Genomic DNA, 20,830 nt, shown 5'->3' on the forward strand with positions numbered 1-20,830 from the left:
CACCGGCATGTCCAGGCGTGGTTTCGAGCGCCGCCAGGGCGGCCACCTCAACCACGGGACGGGGCCACCGGCATGCCCGACCTGGTTTCGAGCGCCGCCGGGGCGGCCACACCTCAACCACCGGACGGGGCCACCGGCATGCCCGACCTGGTTTCGAGGGCCGCCGGGGCGGCCACCTCAACCACCGGACGGGGCACCGCGCGGGCCAGGCGGCCGCCGGGCCTACGGCTCGAGCGTGTACCCGAGCCCGGCGGAGGTGACGAGGTGGCGGGGGTGGGCCGGGTCGGCCTCGAGCTTGCCGCGCAGCTGGGCGGCGTAGACGCGCAGGTAGTGCATCTCGTGCTCGTAGCCCGGGCCCCACACCTCGCGCAGCACCTGCTCGCGGGTCACGAGCCGGCCGACGTTGCGCGCCAGCAGCTCGAGGAACCCCCACTCCGTGGGGGTGAGCCGCACGTCCACACCTCCCCGGGCGACCTTCTTGCGGGCCAGGTCGATCATCAGGTCACCGACCTCCACGACGGGGTCGACGGAGGGGGCGGCGGTGGCGCCGCGCCGTACGGCCGCGCGCAGGCGCGCCATCAGCTCGTTCATCGCGAAGGGCTTCGTCACGTAGTCGTCGGCCCCGAGGTCGAGGGCCTCGACCTTGTCCTCGCCGTGCTGGCGCGCGGAGAGCACGACCACGGGCACGCTCGTCCAGCCGCGCAGGCCGGCCAGCACCTCCGTGCCGTCCATGTCGGGCAGGCCGAGGTCGAGCAGCACGACGTCCAGCCGGGTCGAGGCCGCGGCCTCGAGCGCCCCGCGCCCGTCCGCGGCGGTCACGACCTCCCAGCCGTGCGCCCGCAGGTTGATCGCCAGCGCCCGCGCGAGGGCCGGCTCGTCGTCGACGACCAGCACCCTCGGGCTCACCGCGCGACCTCGGCCGCCGTCGGGGACGCAAGACCGGCGCCCGCCTCCGCCTCCGCACCCGCCTCCGCACCGCCCGGTACGGCGCGCGGCAGGGTCAGCACGAGGGTCAGTCCCCCGCCGGGCGTGTCCTCGGCGGACAGCGCCCCGCCGACGGCCTCGGTCAGCCCGCGGGCGACGGCGAGGCCGAGCCCGAGGCCGCCACCACCGGTGTCGGAGAGCCGCTGGAACGGCTCGAACATGCGCTCCCGCTCGGCGGCGGGCACGCCAGGCCCCTGGTCGACGACGAGCACGTCGACGTTGGTCGGGCCGGCGTGCACGAGCACCCGCACCGGGGCGCCGCGCGAGACGCGCACGGCGTTGCCCAGCACGTTCGCCACCACGCGCTCGACGAGCCCGGGATCGGTGCGCACCAGCGGCGTCGCCTCGTCCAGCTCCAGCCGCACCGCGCCCGGCGGGTGCCCCGCCACCGCCAGCGGCAGCACCTCGACGAGGCTGAGGTCGCGCAGCACCGGGCGCAGCACGCCGGTCTGCAACCGGGACAGGTCGAGCAGGTTGTTGATGAGACGCTCCAGCTGGTCGGTCGCGTCGTCGACCGACTCGACGAGCGCGGCCCGGTCCTCGGCGTCGAGCCCGCCGACCAGCAGCCCGTCGACGCTGGCGCGCATCGTGGCGAGCGGGGTGCGGAGGTCGTGCGAGACGGCCCGCAGGATCGCGGTCGTCGTCGACTCGGCGCTCTCGAGGGCGGCGGCGCGCTCCTCGCGGGCGCGCAGGCGGCGGTACTCCAGCACCAGGCTCGTCTGCACGGCGAACGCCTCGAGCACCCGCCGGTCGCTGGCCCGCAGGGGCTCGCCGCAGAGCACGAGCACGTGGTCGGCGTCGACCTCGGCGCGCGTGCGGCCGGCCTCGGGCGACCCCGCGTCGCCCTCGCCGGAGCGCGCGACCGTCGCCCACCCGGCGCCCGAGCGCTCCAGCAGGGCGACGGCGTCCTGCCCGAACACCTCCCGCACCTTGGCGACGATGGCCTCCGCGGTGTCCTGCCCGGTCAGCACCGAGCGCGACAGCGCCCCCATGGTCGCGGCCTCCGTGCGGGTCCGCACCGACTCCGCGGCCCGTCGCGAGGCCCGGTCGACGACCGTCGCGACGGCCGCCGCCACGGCGAGGAACACCGCCAGCGTCACCGCGTTGCGCGGCTCGGCGATGGTGAGGCTGTCGAAGGGCGGCGTGAACCAGACGTTGAGCGTCACGAACGCCACCAGCGCCGCCAGCAGCGCCGGCATCAGCCCGCCGACGAGCGCCACCAGCACGGTCGCGGCGAGCAGCAGGAGGGTCGCCAGCGGCAGGTCGTCGGTGGCAGCCACCTCGTGCAGCGCCGCCCCGAGCGCCACCGGGAGCAGCACGGCCAGGGCCCACCCGATCCCCTGCCGCAGCGGGCTCAGGGGGCTCAGCGTCGAGCGGGTGCGCGTCAGCCGCGCCACGTGGTCGTGGGTCACGAGGTGCACGTCGATCGCGCCGGCGAGCGAGGCGATGCGGTCACCGGTCGTGCCGGCGAAGAGCCGGCGTACCCGGCCGTGGCGCGAGACGCCGACCACGACCATCGTCGCGTTGACGCCCGTCGCGAAGTCGACCACCGCGGCGGGCACGTCGTCGGCGGCCACGGCGTGGAAGGTGCCGCCCAGGGTGGCGACGAGCTGCTGCGACCGGGCCAGGCGGCGCTCGTCGGTGCCGCGCAGGCCGTCGGTGGCGATGACGTGCACCGCGAGCAGCTCCGCCCCCGCCGCCCGCTGCGCGAGGCGGGCGCCGCGGCGCAGCAGCGTCTCGCTCTCGGGTCCGCCGGTGACGGCGACGACGATCCGCTCCTTGGCGGGCCACGGCTCGGCGATGCGGTGGGCGCGGCGGTAGTCCCCCAGCGCCGCGTCCACCCGGTCGGCCAGCCACAGCAGCGCCAGCTCCCGCAGCGCGGTCAGGTTGCCCACCCGGAAGTACGACGCGAGCGACGCGTCGACGTTCTCCGCCCGGTAGATGTTGCCGTGGGCCATCCGGCGCCGCAGCGCGTCCGGGGACATGTCGACGAGCTGGATCTGCTCGGCGGTGCGCACCACCTCGTCGGGCACCGTCTCGCGCTGCCGGACGCCCGTGATGCGCTCCACCTCGTCGTTGAGCGACTCCAGGTGCTGGATGTTGACCGTGGTGATGACGTCGATGCCGGCCGCGCGGATCTCCTCCACGTCCTGCGCGCGCTTCTCGTGGCGCGAGCCCGGCACGTTGGTGTGCGCGAGCTCGTCGACCAGCACCACCGCCGGGCGCCGGGCGATGACCGCCTCGGTGTCCATCTCGGTGAAGGTGGCGCCGCGGTAGGTCACGGTGCGCCGCGGCACGACCTCCAGGCCCTCCACCTGCCCGACGGTGTGGACGCGGTCGTGGGTCTCGACGTACCCGACGACGACGTCGGTGCCCCGCGCCGCCCGGCGGTGGGCCTCACCGAGCATCGCGTAGGTCTTGCCCACCCCCGGGGCGGCCCCGAGGTACACGGTCAGCCGACCGCGCCTCCCCTGGTCCGACGGCGTCATGCGCGCCAATCTAGTCGCCCTCGCCCGCGGCCCCGAGCACCGCGATGTTGAGCCCCAGCACGTCGACGTGCGGCTCGCCGAGGACGCCGAGCGTGCGACCGGACGTGTGCTCGGCGACGAGCGCGCGCACCTCGTCCTCGGCCAGGCCCTGGGCGGCCGCGACCCGCGGGACCTGCAGCGCGGCGTACTCCTGCGAGACGTGCGGGTCCAGGCCCGAGGCCGACGCGGTCAGCGCGTCCGGGGGGACGTCGGCGGGGTCGACGCCCTCGCGGGCCGCGACCTCGGTACGGCGCTCCTCGACCAGCGCGAGCAGCTCCGGGCTCTCGGGGCCGAGGTTGGAGCCGGCCGTCGCCAGCGGGTCCCAGCCGTCACCGGCCGCCGAGGGGCGGGGCTGGAAGAGCCCGGCGTCGTCGACTCCCTGGCCCAGCAGGGCCGAGCCGACGGCCTCGCCGGGGTCGGTGGTGCGGTCCCCGTCCGCGGTGACGAGCGAGCCGTTCGCGCGCCACGGGGAGACGGCCTGGGCGATGCCGGTGACGGCGAGCGGGTAGGCGACGCCGACGAGCAGCGTGGCGGCGAGCAGGACGCGCAGCCCGGCCAGGGACTGGCGCAGCAGGGTGAGGAGGTCTCTCACGGGTGGTTCCTCTCGGGGGACGGCCGGGTCACAGACCGGGCAGGAGGGAGACGACGAGGTCGATGAGCTTGATCCCGACGAACGGGGTCACGAGGCCGCCGACGCCGTAGACCAGGAGGTTGCGGCGCAGCAGCCGGTCCGCGGAGTCGGGCCGGTAGCGCACGCCGCGCAGGGCGAGCGGGATCAGCGCGACGATGACGAGCGCGTTGAAGACGACCGCGGAGAGGATGGCCGACTCCGGGCTGGAGAGCCGCATGACGTTGAGGACGTCGAGCTGCGGGAAGGCCACGACGAACATCGCCGGCAGGATCGCGAAGTACTTCGCCACGTCGTTCGCCACCGAGAAGGTCGTCAGCGCCCCGCGGGTGATGAGCAGCTGCTTGCCGATCTCCACGACGTCGATGAGCTTCGTCGGGTCGGAGTCGAGGTCGACCATGTTGCCGGCCTCCTTGGCCGCGGTCGTGCCCGTGTTCATCGCGACCCCCACGTCGGCCTGGGCCAGCGCCGGCGCGTCGTTGGTGCCGTCGCCGCACATCGCGACCATGCGCCCGCCCGCCTGCTCCTCGCGGATGAGGTCCAGCTTGTCCTCGGGCGTGGCCTCGGCGAGGAAGTCGTCCACGCCGGCCTCGTGGGCGATGGCGGCGGCGGTGATCGCGTTGTCGCCGGTGATCATCACCGTGCGGATGCCCATGGCCCGCAGCTCGGCGAAGCGCTCCCGCATGCCGTCCTTGACGACGTCCTTGAGGTGCACGACGCCGAGCAGCCGCACCGGCTCCTGGCCGCGCCGCTCGGCGACCACCAGGGGCGTGCCGCCCGCGGCGCTCACCTGCTCGACGGCCGCGAGCACCTCGGCGGGCTCCGCTCCCCCGGTCTCCCGGGCCCAGGCGCACACCGCGGACGCGGCCCCCTTGCGCACCGAGCGGTCCGCCAGGTCCACGCCGCTGGTGCGGGTCGTGGCCGAGAAGGGCACGAGCACCGCCCCGGCCGGTACGGCGTGCTCGCCCGGCCCGGCGAGCAGCTCCACGATGCTGCGCCCCTCCGGGGTCTCGTCGGCGAGCGAGGACAGCAGGGCCGCCTCGACGAGCTCCTCGCGGGGCACGCCCGGCGTGGTCAGCACCTCGTGCGCCCGACGGTTGCCGTGCGTGATGGTGCCGGTCTTGTCGAGCAGCAGCACGTCGACGTCGCCCGCGGCCTCGACGGCGCGGCCCGACATGGCGAGCACGTTGCGGCGCACCAGGCGGTCCATGCCCGCGATGCCGATCGCCGAGAGCAGCGCGCCGATCGTCGTGGGGATGAGGCACACCAGCAGCGCGGCGAGCACGAGGACGGGCACGCGGGCGCCGCTGTGGTCGGCGACGACCCACAGGGTCGCGCAGACCACGACGAAGACGGCGGTCAGCGCCCCGAGCAGCACGTCGAGCGCGATCTCGTTGGGCGTGCGCTGGCGCTCCGAGCCCTCGACGAGACCGATCATCCGGTCGACGAACGAGCGGCCCGGGTCGGAGGTGATCCGCACGACGATGCGGTCCGACAGCACCGTCGTACCACCGGTGACGGCGCAGCGGTCGCCGCCCGACTCGCGGATGACCGGGGCCGACTCGCCCGTCACGGCCGACTCGTCGACCGACGCCACGCCCTCGACGACGTCGCCGTCGCCGGGGATGCGCTCCCCCGCCTCGACGACGACGAGGTCGCCGGCCCGCAGCGCGGTGCTCGGCACGTCCTCGAGCGTGCCCGCGGGGGTACGACGCCGCGCCGTCGTCTCGGTCTGCAGCGCCCGCAGGCTGGCCGCCTGGGCCTTGCCGCGCCCCTCCGCGACCGACTCGGCGAGGTTGCCGAACAGCACGGTCAGCCAGAGCCAGACGGTGACGGACCAGGCGAAGAAGCTCGGGTCGAGGACGGCGAGCACCGTGGTCAGCACGGCCCCCACCTCGACGACGAGCATCACGGGGGTGGCGACGAGCGCCCGGGGGTCGAGCTTCGCGAGGGCGCCGGGCAGGGCGGTGGCGAGCTGGGCGGGGTCGAGCAGTGCGGTGCGGTTCACGAGAGGGACTCCACGATCGGGCCGAGGACGAGCACGGGGACGAAGGTCAGGCCGACCACGACGAGCGCGACGCCGACGAGGAGGACCACGAACAGGGGGCGGTGGGTCGGCAGGGTGCCGGCGCCGGCAGGCAGCCGCTTGGCGGTGGCGAAGCGCCCCGCGAGGGCGAGGACGAGCACCATCGGCAGGAACCGGCCGAGCAGCATGCAGACGCCGAGCAGCGTGTTCCAGAACGGGGTGCCCGAGGTCAGGCCGCCGAAGGCGCTGCCGTTGTTGTTGGAGGCCGAGGCCACCGCGTAGAGCGCCTCGGAGAGGCCGTGCGGCCCGTCCTCCTGCAGCCCGGCCAGACCGGCGGGGACCGACAGGGCGACCGCGGTGCCGACGAGCACGAGGAACGGCGTAGTCAGCACGTAGCCGGCGACGAGCACGATCTCGCGCTGGCCGATCTTCTTGCCGAGGTACTCCGGCGTGCGGCCGACCATCAGCCCGGCGACGAACACCGTGACCACCGCGAGCACGAGCATGCCGTAGAGCCCGGACCCGACGCCGCCGGGCGACACCTCGCCGAGCAGCATGCCGAACATCGCCACGCCGCCACCGGGCGCCGTCAGGGAGTCGTGCATCGCGTTGACCGCCCCGGTCGACGTGCCGGTCGTGGCCGCCGCGAAGAGCGCCGAACCGGCCGTGCCGAACCGCAGCTCCTTGCCCTCCAGCGCCCCGCCGGCCGCCTCGGGCACCGTGCCGGGCCCTGCCATCTCGGCCCAGGTCAGCAGGGTCACGCCGACGAGGAACAGCCCGCCCATCGCGCCGAGGACGGCCGCGCCCTGGCGCCGGTCGCCGACGATGAGGCCGAACGCCCACGCCATCGCGAGGGGCACCAGCAACATCAGGCCGATCTCGAGGAGGTTCGACAGCGGCGTCGGGTTCTCGAACGGGTGCGCCGAGTTCGCGTTGTAGAAGCCGCCGCCGTTCGTGCCGAGCTCCTTGATCGCCTCCTGGCTGGCCACCGGACCGCCGGTGACGCTCTGCTCGCCGCCCGTGAGCGTCGAGACGACGCGCGGGGCGTGCAGGTTCTGCACGACGCCGAGCAGCACGAGCAGCACGGCGGAGACGAGGGCGACGGGCAGCAGCACGCGGACGACGCCGCGCACCAGGTCGGTCCAGAAGTTGCCGATCCGCCCACCGGCCTCGCTGCGCGCCAGCGCGCGGGCGAAGGCGGCCGCCACCGCCATGCCGGAGGCCGCCGAGACGAAGTTCTGCACCGTGAGACCGGAGGCCTGCGCGAGGTGGCCCAGCGCCGCCTCGCCGGAGTACCACTGCCAGTTCGTGTTGGTCACGAAGCTGACCGCGGTGTTCCAGGCGCCGTCCGCGGGCAGCGCCCCGAACCCGAGCGAGAACGGCAGGTGCTGCTGCAGCCGGCCGAGCGCCTGCAGCGCGAGGATGCCGACGAGCGAGAAGCCGAGCACCGACAGGGCGTACGTGCGCCAGTGCTGGTCGGCGTCGGGGTCCAGGCGCAGCGCGCGGTAGGCCACCCGCTCGATCCCGAGGTGGTCCGCGGAGGTGTAGGTGCGGGCCAGGTGGCGGCCCAGCAGGGGCACGGCGAGGGCGAGGACGGCCACGAGGACCAGCACCTGGCCGACGGCGGGGACGACGGCGCTCACCGGTCGGCACCCGCGTCGCGAGCCGCCGTACCCGGTCGGTCCCGGTCGAGCCGGCCGACCAGCAGCGTGAGGAGCGCGAACACGACGAGCGTCAGCGCCACGAGGAGGAGATCAGTCACGCCCGGGATCGTGGCGCCGCCCGCCGCGCCGCACCGACGTCCTTGACGGTTCCCTGACGCCCCGCGGGCCCGTCTTGACGCGACGCTGACCGGGCCGTGGCGCGCCTCACGCGCACCTCCGGCGCAGCGACTTGAGGCAGCGGCGCCGTTCCCCCATGGTGGAGTGATGCCTCCCGAGCTCCTGCAGCTGCTCTGGTCCACGGGCGTCGTGGTGGCCGTCTCCGTCGCGATCGGCGCGGTCGTCCCCGCCGCCGTACGACGGGTCGGTCACCGCTGGCCGCCCGCCGAGGACCTCGTCCGCACGGCCCGCTTCCCGTTCCGCGTGCTCGTGCTGGTCATCGGCCTCAACGCCGTGGTCGCCGCCAACAGACCCCGCGGCGACGGGGCGGAGCTGTGGGACACGGTGGCGCTGGGCCTGCGCATCCTCGGCATCGTCAACGGGGCGTGGCTGCTCGCGGTCGTCGTGCTCTTCGTCGTCGACGCCGCGCTGCGCCGCGCGGACCTCGAGCTGGACCCCCGCAACGCGAAGCGCGTGCGCACCCAGGTGCAGGTCGCGCGCCGGCTCGTCGTGGTCGGCATCGTGGTCGTCGCGCTCGGTGCCATCCTGCTGTCGTTCCCCGGCGTGCGCGCCGTCGGCGCCAGCCTCCTGGCCTCCGCGGGCCTCGTCTCCGTCGTGGCCGCCCTCGCCGCCCAGTCCACCCTCGGCAACCTCTTCGCCGGTCTGCAGCTCGCCTTCAGCGACGCCATCCGCATCGACGACGTGGTGATCGTCGAGGAGGAGTACGGGACCATCGAGGAGATCACGCTCTCCTACGTCGTCGTGAAGATCTGGGACGACCGCCGCCTCGTGCTCCCCTGCACCTACTTCACGAGCAACCCGTTCGAGAACTGGACGCGCAAGGACTCCGAGATGATGGGCACCGTCGAGCTCGACCTCGACTGGCACATCGACCTCGACGGCCTGCGCAGCGAGTTCGAGAGGGTGCTCGCCGACACCGAGCTGTTCAACGGCCGGGACAGCGGTCTCGTGGTCACCGGGGCCACGCAGGGCTTCGTGCAGGTGCGCGCCAGCGTCACCGCCGACGACCCCGGCACCCTGTTCGACCTGCGGTGCCTCGTGCGCGAGCGCCTCGTCGCCTGGGTGCAGGAGCACAACCCCGAGGCCCTGCCCCGCCAGCGCCTCGAGGTCGTCGCCGCCTGACGCACCCGCACCTCCCGGCACCCGCCGCTCCCGACGCCCTAGGGCCGGGGTCGGCGGGTGTCGTACGCCGCGTCCGTCCGCTGCGGTCGCGCACGGTCCGCGCCGACCACCCACAGGGTCCGGGCGCCCAGCGCCAGCAGCGCTCCCCCGGCCGCCACCGCACCCACCAGCTCCGTCAGCTCCACCGTCATGGCCCTTCTCCTCGTCCGGCCCCGGGTGGGGCCACGGTGCGAGTGGACCGGTCGCGGCGTGGTGCGCGCGCGGTCCAGTGCACGCGGACTGGTCCGCTGCGGGCGGTTCGAGGTCCACCCGCGCGCGGTTGGACCTGCGCCGGGGCCGGGCGGACTGGTGGAATGGCCCCGTGCCCCCGTCTCGTCCTGTCCCCGACACCACCGCCGCCCCCGCTCCCCTGCCCCTCGTCGCGCGCCCGGCCGTGCGGGCGCACGTGGGGGCACGGCGCCTCGCCACCCTCCTGGGGCCGGACTGGGACGCCGGGCGCGGCGCGGCGTACGTCGCCCTCGCCGACCGCGTGCGACTCCTCGTCGAGGACGGACGCCTCGCCCCGCAGACCCGCCTGCCCGCGGAGCGTGAGCTGGCCGAGGAGCTGGGCCGCAGCCGCACGACGATCGTCTCGGCCTACGCGCGGCTCCGCGAGACCGGCCACCTCGTGAGCGTGCGGGGCTCCGGCAGCGTGACGGTGCTCCCGGCGCCGCGGGACGGCGAGCGGGCGGCCGTCGACTTCGCCCACGCCGTGCCCGGCCCCGTCGTCGGCCTGGCGGACGTCCTGCGCGAGGTGGCCGCCGACGCCGAGGGCGTGCTAGCGCTCGGCGGCTTCGACGTGCTGGGCGACCCGGCCCTGCGGGCCCGCATCGCCGACCGCTACACCCGCCGCGGCCTGCCCACCACGCCCGAGGAGGTCATGGTGACCCTCGGCGCCCAGCACGGGCTGGCGCTGGTGGCCCGCACGCTGCTGCGGCCCGGTGACCGCGTGGTGGTGGAGTCCCCGACGTACCCCCACGGCTACGAGGCGCTGCGCGAGGCCGGCGCCCGCCTGGTGCCGACGCCGGTCGGGTCCGACGGCTGGGACGTCGACCACCTCGTCGACGTGCTCGACCGGGTGCGCCCGGCCCTGGCGTACCTCCTGCCCGACTTCCACAACCCGACGGGCGCGACCCTCGGCGCCGAGGACCGCCGGCGGGTGGCGGCCGCCGCCCGGCGCAGCGGCACGGTGCTCGTGGTGGACGAGACGACCGTGGACCTCGACCTGGACGGCCGGCCCGCCGGGGAGCCGTTCGCGGCCCTGTGCACCGACCGCCTCGCGAGCGCCGTCACGCTGGGCTCGCTCGGCAAGGTCGCGTGGGGCGGGCTGCGGATCGGCTGGGTCCGCGCGGACGCCCGGACCGTGCACCAGCTGGCCCACCGCCGCCCGGCGGGCGACCTCGGCACCCCGGCGTTCGAGCAGCGGGTGGCGGGCGTCGTGCTCGACCGGTACGACGCCATGGTGCGCGCCCGCAGCGAGGAGCTGCGGGAGCGGCGCGACCTGCTCGTCGGGCTGCTGCGTCGCGACCTGCCGGCCTGGCAGGTGCCCGACGTCGCGGGCGGGCTGTGCCTGTGGGTCGACCTCGGGGTGCCGGTCAGCTCGGCTCTCGCCTCGGCGGCCCAGGCCCGCGGGCTGCGGGTGACCGCCGGGCCGAAGTTCTGCATCGACGGCACCCACGAGCGGTTCCTGCGCGTGCCGTTCACGGCCGCGCCCGAGGTCATCGCCGCGGGCGTCGCGGTGCTGCGGGAGGTGTGGGACGACCTGCACCGCGACGTCACCCACCTGCGCCGCACCGCCCGCGGCGCCGCGCCGGGCCCGCACCGCCAGCCCCTCACCCTCTGAGCGGGCGGCTCGCGGAGGGGCGGACGGGACCCGCAGACGGGACGAGGCCCGCGGCGGGTGCCGCGGGCCTCGTCGTACGTCGTGCTCCCGGCGCGTGCGCCGGGTCGTGCTCAGACCAGGTCGAAGCGGTCGGCCTCCATGACCTTCGTCCACGCGGCGACGAAGTCGCGCACGAACTTCTCGCCCGCGTCGTCGCTGGCGTAGACCTCGGCGATGGCGCGCAGCTCGGAGTTCGCACCGAACAGCAGGTCGACCCGGCTGCCGACGACCGTCTCGCCGGTGGCCGTGACGCCCGTGTAGGTCTCCTTGGTGTCGTCGGTCGCCGTCCACGTGGTGCCGAGCTCGAGCAGGTTGACGAAGAAGTCGTTCGTCAGCACGCCCGGGCGGTCGGTGAGGACGCCGGTGGCGGAGCCGTCCTGGTTGGCGCCGAGCACCCGCATGCCGCCCACGAGGACGGTCATCTCGGGCGCGGTCAGCCCCAGCAGGTTGGCGCGGTCGACGAGCAGGAACTCCGCCGGGAGGCGGTTGCCCTTGCCCACCCAGTTGCGGAAGCCGTCGGCGGCGGGCTCGAGGTAGCTGAAGGACTCGACGTCCGTCTGCTCGGCGCTCGCGTCGGTGCGGCCGGGCGTGAAGGGCACCTCGACGTCGACGCCGCCCTCCTTCGCCGCGTGCTCGACGGCCGCGGAGCCGGCCAGCACGATGAGGTCGGCCAGCGACACCTGCTTGGCGCCCGCGTTGGCGTTGAAGTTCTCCTGGATGCCTTCGAGCACCTGCAGGACCCGCGCCAGCTCGTCGGGGTTGTTGACCTCCCAGCCGCTCTGCGGCTCGAGGCGGATGCGGGCACCGTTGGCGCCGCCGCGCTTGTCGCTGCTGCGGTACGTCGAGGCCGACGCCCACGCGGTGGTGACGAGCTGGGCGGTGGTGAGGCCGGAGCTGAGCACCTGGCTCTTGAGCACGGCGATGTCCTCGCCGTCGATGGCCTCGTACGTCGCCGCCGGCACCGGGTCCTGCCAGATCAGCACCTCGGAGGGCACCTCGGGACCGAGGTAGCGCTGGATCGGGCCCATGTCGCGGTGCGCGAGCTTGAACCAGGCGCGGGCGAACGCGTCGGCGAACGCCTCGGGCTCGTCGCGGAAGCGGCGCGAGATCTGCTCGTAGACCGGGTCGAAGCGCAGCGCCAGGTCGGTGGTGAGCATGCGGGGCTCGCGACGGCCGTCGCCGTGGGCGTCCGGCACCATGTCGGCGCCCGAGCCGTTCTTCGGGCGCCACTGCTTCGCGCCCGCGGCCGACTCCATCAGCTCCCACTCGTAGGCGAAGAGGATGTGGAAGAACTCGTTGTCCCAGCGGGTCGGGTGGTAGGTCCAGGTGACCTCGAGACCGCTGGTGACGGTGTCGGCGCCGTGGCCCTCGCCGTACCCGTTCTTCCAGCCGAAGCCCTGGTTCTCCAGCGGCGCGGCCTCGGGGTCGGGCCCGAGGCGGTCGTCCTGGTGGGCGCCGTGGGTCTTGCCGAAGGTGTGGCCGCCGGCGATGAGCGCGACGGTCTCCTCGTCGTTCATGGCCATCCGGCCGAAGGTCTCGCGGATGTCGCGGGCCGCGGCGACCGGGTCCGGCACGCCCTCGGGGCCCTCGGGGTTGACGTAGATGAGGCCCATGGTCGTGGCGCCCAGCGGCTTCTCCAGCTCGCGGTCGCCCGAGAAGCGCTTGTCGGTGCCGAGCCACTCGGTCTCGGGGCCCCAGTAGACGTCGTCGTCCGGCTCCCACACGTCGGCGCGGCCGCCGGCGAAGCCGAAGGTCTCGAAGCCCATGGACTCGAGCGCCACGTTGCCCGTGAGGATCATGAGGTCGGCCCACGAGATCTTCTTGCCGTACTTCTTCTTGATCGGCCAGATCAGGCGGCGGGCCTTGTCGAGGTTGACGTTGTCGGGCCAGCTGTTGAGCGGCGCGAAGCGCTGCATGCCGGCGCCCGCGCCGCCGCGGCCGTCGAACACGCGGTAGGTGCCGGCGCTGTGCCACGCCATGCGGATCATGAAGGGGGCGTAGTTGCCGAAGTCGGCCGGCCACCACGGCTGCGAGGTGGTGAGCACCTCGGCGATGTCGCGCTTCACCGCGGCGAGGTCGAGCGAGGAGAACTCCGCGGCGTAGTCGAAGTCGGGGTCCATCGGGTCCTTGGCCGGGGCGTGCTTGGCCAGGATGTCGACGTTGAGCTTGTTCGGCCACCACACGCGGTTGGGCTCGCCCTGCGTGGGGTGCGGCAGCGTGCTGCCGTGGGCGACCGGGCAGCCGGACGCCTCGCCGGGTGCCGGTACCGGGTCGTCCGTGGTGATCTGGCCGTGCTCGTTGCCGGGAGTGGGCTCGGTGGACATCGGGTTCCTTCCGTGGGGGCGGATGAGGGGCGGAGCAGGAGCAGCGAGGAGGGGTACGGCGCGCGTCAGGCGCCGTGCGCCGCGGCCGTGCAGGCGGGGCAGGTGCCCCAGTAGGTCACCTCGGCCTCGTCGATGACGAAGCCGTGGTCGTCGGAGGCGGTCAGGCACGGTGCCTGGCCGATCGCGCAGTCGACGTCGACGACCGCGCCGCAGGAGCGGCACACCAGGTGGTGGTGGTTGTCGGCGATGCGGGTCTCGTAGCGGGCCACCGAGCCGGCGGGCTGGATGCGCCGCAGCAGGCCCGCGCCGGTGAGGGCGTGGAGGGAGTCGTAGACGGCCTGGTGGGACACGGCCGGCAGCTCGGTGCGGACCGCGCCGATGATGGTCTCGGTGTCGGCGTGCGGGTGCGCGTGCACGGCGCCCAGCACCGCGACCCGGGGGCGGGTCACCCGCAGCGTCGCGGCCCGCAGCAGCTGCGGGAGGTCGACGCCGGCCGTGCCCGCGGCGCCGGGGACGCCCGGGGCGTCGAGGTCGGCGGCTTCGGTGGTCACGGGGACAACCTTGGCGCCTTTTCTTGAAGGAGTCAAGAAAAGGCGGTGTCGGGGACGCCACGTCGCGGCCGCCGCCCACGACGCAGAAGACCCCTCCACCGCGGTCGGTGGAGGGGTCTTCATGGATGGTGGAGCTGAGGGGACTCGAACCCCTGACCCTCTGCATGCCATGCAGATGCGCTACCAGCTGCGCCACAGCCCCATCCGTCTCGCGGCGGTCACCCGCCGATCGACTCGGAGAACATTAGCGCCTCCCCCGGACGGACGCGAATCGGGGGTCGGGGTGCGCCTCAGGCGCCGGCGTCGGCCGTCCGGTTGTAGGCCACGAGCCGCCAGCGGGGCTCGCCGGAGCGGCGCAGGGGGCGCTCGCGGAGCACGGCGTACCCGCAGTTCGTCATGCCCGAGTACGCCGAGGGCTCGCTCGCCGTGCCCGCGACGAGGGCCTCGACGGCGACCCGCAGGGCGGCCCCGTGGGCGACGGCGACCGCCAGCCCGTCGGCCGGGAGCGTGTCGGCCAGCTCGGTCAGGCACGCCTCGACGCGGGCGCGGACCTCCTGGAGCGTCTCGGCGCCCGGCACCGAGCTCCAGCGGCCGGTCACAAAGTCGACGTACTCCTGGGGCCACCGCTCGGCGTAGTCCTCGTGCGTGACCCCCTCGCGCTCCCCCAGCCCGAACTCGCGCAGGCGGGGGTCGGTGCGGACCTCGAGCCCCGCCGCACCGGCGACGTGCCTCGCCGTGACCGCCGCACGCTGCAGGTCCGAGGTCCACACGGCGACGGGGCGCAGCGCGGCGAGCCCGGGGGCCACCGCGGCGGCCTGGGCCAGCCCCGTCGGGCTCAGCTCGGAGTCGACCTGGCCCTGGATGCGGTGCGCCGCGTTCCAGGTGGTCTCGCCGTGGCGCAGCAGCACGAGGGTGCGCGCGGCGCCGGGCGGCTCGGTGCGGGACTCACTCACCGCCGGGGGTGACCTCCGCCGGGAGCGGCAGCACGGGGCAGTCGCGCCAGAGCCGCTCGAGGGCGTAGAAGCGGCGCTCCTCCTCGTGCTGCACGTGCACGACGATCTCGCCGTAGTCGATGAGCACCCAGCGCCCGTCGCGCTCGCCCTCGCGGCGGATCGGCTTGGCGCCGATCTCGCGCAGCTTGTCCTCGACCTCGTCGACGATGGCCTTGACCTGGCGGTCGTTGCTCGCGCTGGCCAGCACGAAGGCGTCGGTGATCGCGAGCTGCTCGCTCACGTCGAAGGCCAGGATGTCGGTCGCGAGCTTGTCGGAGGCGGCGCGGGCGGCGGCGTGCACCAGCTCCACGGCGTGGTCGGTGGCGGTCATGCAGGGCCTTTCACGGGGCTGCTGGAGGGACTGCTGGAGGAGCTGGTGCTCTCGTAGAGGTGGTGCTTGCCGATGTACTGCACGACGCCGTCCGGCACGAGGTACCAGACCGGCTCGCCCCGCCCGGTGCGCTCGCGGCAGTCGGTCGACGAGATGGCCAGGGCGGGGATCTCGAGCACCGTCACGCGGTCGCTCGGGATGGTCTCGAGCACGGCGGGGTCCATCGCGTAGCCGGGGCGGGTCACGCCGACGAAGTGGGCGAGGTCGAACATCTCCCCCGTGTCGCGCCACGTGAAGATGTTGGCGAGGGCGTCGGCGCCGGTGATGAAGAACAGCTCCGCCCCGGGCAGCTGGGCCCGCAGGTCGCGCAGGGTGTCGACCGTGTACGTCGGACCCGCGCGGTCGATGTCGACCCGGGACACCCGGAAGCGCGGGTTCGAGGCCGTCGCGACGACGGTCATGAGGTAGCGGTGCTCCGCCGGGGAGACCTGGCGCGCGGACTTCTGCCAGGGGTCGCCCGTGGGCACGAAGACGACCTCGTCGAGGTCGAAGGAGGACTGGACCTCCGAGGCGGCGACGAGGTGCCCGTGGTGGATCGGGTCGAACGTCCCGCCCATCACGCCGATGCGCCGCCCGGGGGTGGTCACCTCAGCTGTGCTCGCGACCGCCGGCGAACGCGAGGAGGCCCGCCATGAGGAGCAGGAAGATCAGCAGCACCACGCCACCGATGACGTAGGGCCAGATGGTGTGCTCCTCGCCGCCCGCCTCGGACGCCAGGACAGCGAACTCGCTCATCGACATGGCGGGGATCCTACCGGGCGGCGCTCGACCTCAGCGCACGTGCCCGTCACCGGTGACGACGTACTTGGTCGACGTCATCTCCGGCAGGCCCATCGGGCCCCGGGCGTGCAGCTTCTGCGTGCTGATGCCGATCTCCGCGCCGAAGCCGAACTCGCCGCCGTCGGTGAAGCGGGTGGAGGCGTTGACGAGCACCGCGGCCGAGTCGACGGCCGCGACGAAGCGGCGCGCGGCGGCCTGCGACTCGGTGACGATCGCGTCGGAGTGCCCGCTCGACCAGCGGCGCACGTGCGCGATCGCGCCCTCGAGGTCGTCGACGACGGCGGCCGCGATGTCGAGCGAGAGGTACTCCTGGCCCCAGTCGTCGTCGGTGGCGGCGACGACCCCGTCGTACTCGCCGAAGCGGTCGTCGCCGTGCACCGTCACGCCCCGCTCGGCCAGCGCGTCGATGAGGAGCGGCAGGAAGTCGTCGGCGACGTCCGCGTGCACCAGCACCGACTCCGCGGCGTTGCACACCGAGGTGCGGTGGGTCTTCGCGTTGACCACGATGGCGAGCGCCTTGTCGAGGTCGGCGGAGGCGTCGACGTACACGTGGCAGTTGCCCACGCCCGTCTCGATGACGGGCACGGTCGACTCCTCGACGACCGAGCGGATGAGCCCCGCCCCGCCGCGCGGGATGAGCACGTCGACGAGGCCGCGGGCGCGCATCAGCGCCTTGACGCTCTCGTGGGTGTCCCCCGGCACGAGCTGGACGACGTCGGCGGGCAGGCCCGCGGTGACGACGGCCTCGCGCAGCGCGGTCACGATCGCGGCGTTGCTCGACCGGGCGCTCGAGCTGCCGCGCAGCAGCACCGCGTTGCCCGACTTGAGGCAGATCCCGGCGGCGTCGGCCGTGACGTTCGGGCGGGCCTCGTAGATCATCCCGACCACGCCGAAGGGCACGCGCACCTGGCGCAGCTCCAGCCCGTTCGGCAGGGTGCCGCCGCGCACGACCTCGCCCACCGGGTCGGGCAGCGCCGCCACGTCACGCAGCCCGGCGGCCATCGCGGCGAGCCGCTCAGGGGTCAGCCGCAGCCGGTCGACGATGTTCGGCGGCGTGCCACCGGCCTCGGCCCGCTCCACGTCCTCGGCGTTGGCCGCCAGGATCGCCGCCTCGTGGGCCCCCAGCGCCGCTGCCATCGCCTCGAGCGCGGCGTCCTTGACCGCCCGCGTCGCCGTGGCGAGCTCGTAGCCCGCCTCCTTCGCACGCGCGGCCGCGGCGTGGACGTCCTCGGTGCTCATGCGCCGAGGGTACGGCGGGTGCCCCGCCCCCGCGCACCCGTTCCCACGGGTCGGGAAGGTCCCCGGGGCCCCGCCCGCGTGGGTCCGGACGCGCGCCCGGACGCACGCCCGGACGCACGAACGGCCCGGGTCCACGAGGGACCCGGGCCGTGCGTGCGGTGGCGGCGCGGAGGCCGCCACGCTCAGTTCTTGCGGGCCTCGACCGCGTCGGCCAGGGCGGGCAGGACCGAGTGCAGGTCGCCCACGACGCCGAAGTCGACGAGCTCGAAGATCGGCGCCTCCTCGTCCTTGTTGACCGCGACGATCGTCTTGGACGTCTGCATGCCGGCCCGGTGCTGGATGGCGCCGGAGATGCCGTTCGCGACGTACAGCTGCGGGGAGACCGTCTTGCCCGTCTGGCCCACCTGGAAGGTGTGGGGGATCCAGCCGGAGTCGACGGCCGCGCGGGACGCGCCGACGGCCGCACCCAGGGCGTCCGCCAGCTTCTCGACGGGGGCGAAGTCGCCGCCGGTGCCACGGCCACCGGAGACCACGATCGCGGCCTCGGTGAGCTCGGGGCGACCGGTCGACTGACGCGGCTGCGAGGCCACGACCTGCGCGCCCTTCGCGGCGTCGGAGATGGTCGGGGAGAACTGCTCGACCTCACCGGCGCCCGCGGCGTCCTCCGGCGTGGCGGAGTTCGGCTTGACCGTGATGATCGGCGTGCCGTGGGTGACCTTGCCGGTCAGCGTGTAGTTGCCGGCGAAGACCGACTGGGTCGCCGTGCCGTCCTCGGCCACGTCGACGGCGTCGGTGATGATCCCCGACGACGTCTTGATGGCCAGGCGCGCGGCCACCTCCTTGCCCTCCGAGCCCGACACCAGGAGCACCGCGGCCGGGGACGTCTTCTCCACGAGCTGCGCGAGCACCTCGGCCTTGGGCGCGACCAGGTAGCCCCGCACCTCGGCGTCGTCGACGACGTAGACCTTCTCCGCGCCGTACTTCTTCACCGTCTCCACGACGCCGGACGCGGCGTCCGCGCTGCCGATGAAGACCGCGGAGGGCGAGCCCAGCTTCTTCGCGATCGCGAGCAGCTCGTTGGTGGGCTTGCGCACCGCACCGTCGACGTGGTCGACCAGAACCAGAACCTCGGACATCAGCTGCAGCCCCTTCTCAGATGAACTTCTTCGAGGCGAGGAACCCGGCGAGCGCCTCGGCGCCGGACCCGTCCTCGTCGGTGACGATCTCGCCGGCGGTGCGCGGCGGCCGGGCGGTGGTGTCCTCCACCGCGGTCCACGCCGCAGCGGCGCCGACCTCGGAGGACTCCACGCCGATGTCGGCCAGCGTGAGCGTCTCGAGCGGCTTCTTCTTCGCGGCCATGATCCCCTTGAAGGAGGGGTAGCGCGCCTCGCCCGACTGGTCGGTCACGCTGAGCACGATGGGCAGCGTGGCGCCGACGACCTCGGTCGCGGTGTCGCCGTCGCGCTTGATGCGCACCTGGTCGCCCTGCGTCTCGACGACGGACGCCAGCGTGACCTGGGGCAGGCCCAGGCGCTCGGCGACCATGGCCGGCACGACGCCGCCGGAGCCGTCGGTGGAGGCCATGCCGAAGACGACGAGGTCGACCTTCGACTCGGCGCCCAGCTTCTCGACGGCCTTGGCCAGCACCAGCGAGGTGCCGACGTAGTCGGAGCCGGCGATGGCGTCGTCGCTCACGTGGACACCCTTGTCGGCACCCATCTGCAGCGCCTTGCGGACCGCGTCGACCGCCTTGGCGGGGCCGACGGTCAGCGCGGTGATGGTGATGTCCTCACCGTCGCGCTTCTCGCGCAGCTGCAGGGCCTGCTCCACGGCGTACTCGTCCAGCTCGGAGAGCAGGCCGTCGACGCCCTCGCGGTCGACCGTGTTGTCGGACTCGAACTTCCGGTCCGCCGTGGCGTCCGGGACGTGCTTCACACAGACGATGATGTTCATGGTGTGTGGCCTCGCGGCCCCTCCTGTGCACTCGGGTGTGTAGCTGAGGCTACTAGCAGGTAACGAGCTTGCGACGTGGCGTGCGTCACGGGCGGATCAGGCGCTCGAGCACGCGTCCCAGCACGAGCCAGAAGGCAGCACCGAGGCCGTAGTTCACCAGCGCGTTCTTCGTGTCGGCGTTGTCGCCGGTGAAGGCCATGATCCCGTCGTCCAGGGTGAAGACGCCGAGGTCGAAGAACCCGGCCAGGTCGAGCACCAGGCCCACGAGCCCGTTGCCCTGGTTGGCGTCGACGGCGATGCAGAGCGCGGCGACGGCGAGCGAGGTCGCGGCGACGAGGCACACGATCCAGACCACCTGGGCCACCACGGTGCGCGCCCGGCCGACGGAGAACGACGGCCGACGGCGCGGCTTCGACGCGCTCGACCCCTCCGCCGCCGACGACCCGGTCGTCGCGGTCGACGTCTCTCCAGCTGCTGGCTTCTCAGGACCGACCACGGGCTCCATCCTCGACCTCGCCTACGGGACGGGGGTCAGTGTGGCACAGGTCTCCAGGACCCCGGACGGCGTCCCACCTGCGCGGGCCGCCGTCCCACGGGCCGTCGTCCCCCACGCCTCCCCCACGCCTCCCCCGCGCCTTCCCCCGCGCCTCCCCCGGGGGTCAGCGACCGGTGAACCGCGCCTTGCCGGGACCGTTCTCGACGAACGAGCGCAGACCGACCCGGGCGTCCTCGGTCGCGAACAGGCCGGCGAACTGAGCCCGCTCGATCGCCAGTCCCGTCGGGAGGTCGACCTCCAGGCCCTGGTCGACCGACTCCTTGACCGCCCGCAGGGCGTACGGCGCGGCGGTGGCGAGCTGCCGCGCCCACGCCAGGGCCTCGTCGTACACGTCGCCGGCCGGGACCACCCGGTCGACGAGGCCGATGCGCAGCGCCTCGTCGGCCTTCACGAAGCGGCCCGTGAACATGATGTCCTTCGCCCGCGACGGGCCCACGAGGCGCGCGAGGCGCTGGGTCCCGCCGGCGCCGGGGATGATGCCGAGGAGCACCTCGGGCTGGCCCAGCACCGCGTCCTCGGCGGCGAACCGCACGTCGGCCGCGAGCGCGAGCTCGCACCCGCCGCCCAGGGCGTAGCCGTTCACCGCCGCCACGACGGGCTTGGGGATGGCCGCGACGGCCGTCACGGCCGACTGCACCGAGTGGGACAGCTCGACCATCTCGGCGTAGGAGACCTCGGCCATCTCCTTGACGTCGTTGCCCGCGGCGAAGACGCGCTCCCCGCCCCAGATCACGACGGCGCGCACGTCGGCGCGCTCGGTGGCCTCGGCCGCGGCCGCGCGCAGCTCGGCCTGCACGGCGAAGCTGATCGCGTTCATCTTCGGCCGGTCCAGGCGCAGCGTGGCGACGCCGTCGGCCACCTCCAGTCGTACGAACTCACCCATCGGTTCCCACCTCGTCGTGTGCGTGCGGTCGTGTGCGTGCTGCCCCGCGCATCATGCCGTGCGCGGCGCGGGCGGGCGTGACCCGGACCACGGCGAGGGATCCCGGCCGGT

The 20,830-nt window shown here is 74.2% G+C and carries 20 protein-coding genes and 1 tRNA gene; 2 read left to right on the forward strand and 19 right to left on the reverse strand.

Translation table 11 applies throughout. The features are described from left to right. Positions 1 to 222 precede the first annotated feature (222 nt). The 6 genes from KK617_RS05195 to KK617_RS05220 are packed head-to-tail and all read right to left on the reverse strand — an operon-like array spanning position 223 to position 7,928. A complete protein-coding gene (locus KK617_RS05195; protein WP_277498543.1) occupies positions 223 to 906 on the reverse strand; it encodes a response regulator transcription factor in 684 nt (227 codons plus the stop codon). Beyond that, complete coding sequence (locus KK617_RS05200; protein ID WP_277498544.1) at positions 903 to 3,473, reverse strand: ATP-binding protein; 2,571 nt, start codon at positions 3,471 to 3,473, stop codon at positions 903 to 905. The genes KK617_RS05195 and KK617_RS05200 overlap by 4 nt, the downstream gene beginning before the upstream one ends. A gap of 10 nt (positions 3,474 to 3,483) precedes the next feature. Then, a complete protein-coding gene (gene kdpC, locus KK617_RS05205) occupies positions 3,484 to 4,104 on the reverse strand; it encodes a potassium-transporting ATPase subunit KdpC (protein WP_277498545.1) in 621 nt (206 codons plus the stop codon). Positions 4,105 to 4,132: 28 nt separating this feature from the next. After that, a complete protein-coding gene (kdpB, locus tag KK617_RS05210; RefSeq protein WP_277498546.1) occupies positions 4,133 to 6,148 on the reverse strand; it encodes a potassium-transporting ATPase subunit KdpB in 2,016 nt (671 codons plus the stop codon). Beyond that, the gene (gene kdpA, locus KK617_RS05215; RefSeq protein ID WP_277498547.1) at positions 6,145 to 7,809 is read right to left on the reverse strand and encodes a potassium-transporting ATPase subunit KdpA; all 1,665 of its coding nucleotides are present in this window, start codon (positions 7,807 to 7,809) and stop codon (positions 6,145 to 6,147) included. Before kdpA ends, kdpB begins: the two co-directional genes overlap by 4 nt. Beyond that, positions 7,806 to 7,928, reverse strand: a complete 123-nt coding sequence (locus tag KK617_RS05220) for a hypothetical protein (protein WP_277498548.1) — start codon at positions 7,926 to 7,928, stop codon at positions 7,806 to 7,808. Before KK617_RS05220 ends, kdpA begins: the two co-directional genes overlap by 4 nt. A 166-nt stretch (positions 7,929 to 8,094) precedes the next feature. On the opposite strand from KK617_RS05220, the gene KK617_RS05225 reads away from it, so the two are divergent. Continuing rightward, the gene (locus KK617_RS05225) at positions 8,095 to 9,129 is read left to right on the forward strand and encodes a mechanosensitive ion channel domain-containing protein (RefSeq protein WP_277498549.1); all 1,035 of its coding nucleotides are present in this window, start codon (positions 8,095 to 8,097) and stop codon (positions 9,127 to 9,129) included. A 38-nt stretch (positions 9,130 to 9,167) separates the two neighbouring features. Here the strand turns inward: KK617_RS05225 and KK617_RS05230 are convergent, their stop codons facing one another. Continuing rightward, on the reverse strand, positions 9,168 to 9,320 hold the full coding sequence (locus KK617_RS05230; RefSeq protein WP_277498550.1) for a hypothetical protein: 153 nt from the start codon (positions 9,318 to 9,320) through the stop codon (positions 9,168 to 9,170). Positions 9,321 to 9,490: 170 nt separating this feature from the next. Between KK617_RS05230 and KK617_RS05235 the strand changes: the two genes are divergently transcribed. Next, positions 9,491 to 11,011 carry a PLP-dependent aminotransferase family protein gene (locus tag KK617_RS05235; protein WP_277498551.1) on the forward strand — a complete coding sequence of 507 codons (1,521 nt, stop codon included), beginning with the start codon at positions 9,491 to 9,493 and terminating at the stop codon, positions 11,009 to 11,011. Positions 11,012 to 11,121: 110 nt separating this feature from the next. Here KK617_RS05235 and katG read toward each other — a convergent pair whose 3' ends face one another. The 12 genes from katG to KK617_RS05295 form a co-directional block, all read right to left on the reverse strand. After that, positions 11,122 to 13,374 (reverse strand): catalase/peroxidase HPI, encoded by a 2,253-nt coding sequence (gene katG / locus KK617_RS05240; protein WP_277498552.1) that lies wholly within the window; start codon positions 13,372 to 13,374, stop codon positions 11,122 to 11,124. Between the two features lie 65 nt (positions 13,375 to 13,439). Continuing rightward, positions 13,440 to 13,847, reverse strand: coding sequence for a Fur family transcriptional regulator (locus KK617_RS05245; protein WP_277498575.1), 408 nt, complete (start codon positions 13,845 to 13,847; stop codon positions 13,440 to 13,442). Between the two features lie 204 nt (positions 13,848 to 14,051). Next, positions 14,052 to 14,127: transfer RNA gene (locus KK617_RS05250), tRNA-Ala, on the reverse strand. Between the two features lie 88 nt (positions 14,128 to 14,215). After that, positions 14,216 to 14,878 carry a histidine phosphatase family protein gene (locus KK617_RS05255; RefSeq protein WP_277498553.1) on the reverse strand — a complete coding sequence of 221 codons (663 nt, stop codon included), beginning with the start codon at positions 14,876 to 14,878 and terminating at the stop codon, positions 14,216 to 14,218. Beyond that, complete coding sequence (gene rsfS, locus KK617_RS05260; RefSeq protein WP_277498554.1) at positions 14,871 to 15,248, reverse strand: ribosome silencing factor; 378 nt, start codon at positions 15,246 to 15,248, stop codon at positions 14,871 to 14,873. Before rsfS ends, KK617_RS05255 begins: the two co-directional genes overlap by 8 nt. Then, positions 15,245 to 15,895, reverse strand: a complete 651-nt coding sequence (gene nadD / locus KK617_RS05265) for a nicotinate-nucleotide adenylyltransferase (protein ID WP_277498556.1) — start codon at positions 15,893 to 15,895, stop codon at positions 15,245 to 15,247. The genes rsfS and nadD overlap by 4 nt, the downstream gene beginning before the upstream one ends. 1 nt (position 15,896) lies before the next feature. Then, positions 15,897 to 16,043 carry a hypothetical protein gene (locus tag KK617_RS05270; RefSeq protein WP_277498557.1) on the reverse strand — a complete coding sequence of 49 codons (147 nt, stop codon included), beginning with the start codon at positions 16,041 to 16,043 and terminating at the stop codon, positions 15,897 to 15,899. Between the two features lie 36 nt (positions 16,044 to 16,079). Further along, complete coding sequence (locus KK617_RS05275; protein WP_277498558.1) at positions 16,080 to 17,327, reverse strand: glutamate-5-semialdehyde dehydrogenase; 1,248 nt, start codon at positions 17,325 to 17,327, stop codon at positions 16,080 to 16,082. A gap of 182 nt (positions 17,328 to 17,509) precedes the next feature. Then, complete coding sequence (locus tag KK617_RS05280) at positions 17,510 to 18,463, reverse strand: electron transfer flavoprotein subunit alpha/FixB family protein (protein ID WP_277498559.1); 954 nt, start codon at positions 18,461 to 18,463, stop codon at positions 17,510 to 17,512. Positions 18,464 to 18,479: 16 nt separating this feature from the next. After that, positions 18,480 to 19,280, reverse strand: coding sequence for an electron transfer flavoprotein subunit beta/FixA family protein (locus KK617_RS05285; RefSeq protein ID WP_301799770.1), 801 nt, complete (start codon positions 19,278 to 19,280; stop codon positions 18,480 to 18,482). A gap of 85 nt (positions 19,281 to 19,365) precedes the next feature. Beyond that, a complete protein-coding gene (locus tag KK617_RS05290; protein WP_277498561.1) occupies positions 19,366 to 19,776 on the reverse strand; it encodes a hypothetical protein in 411 nt (136 codons plus the stop codon). A 163-nt stretch (positions 19,777 to 19,939) separates the two neighbouring features. Next, positions 19,940 to 20,719, reverse strand: coding sequence for an enoyl-CoA hydratase-related protein (locus KK617_RS05295; protein WP_277498562.1), 780 nt, complete (start codon positions 20,717 to 20,719; stop codon positions 19,940 to 19,942). Between the last annotated feature and the right edge of the window lie 111 nt (positions 20,720 to 20,830).

This window comes from Nocardioides sp. ChNu-99 (assembly GCF_029493445.1).
Lineage (GTDB): Bacteria > Actinomycetota > Actinomycetes > Propionibacteriales > Nocardioidaceae > Nocardioides.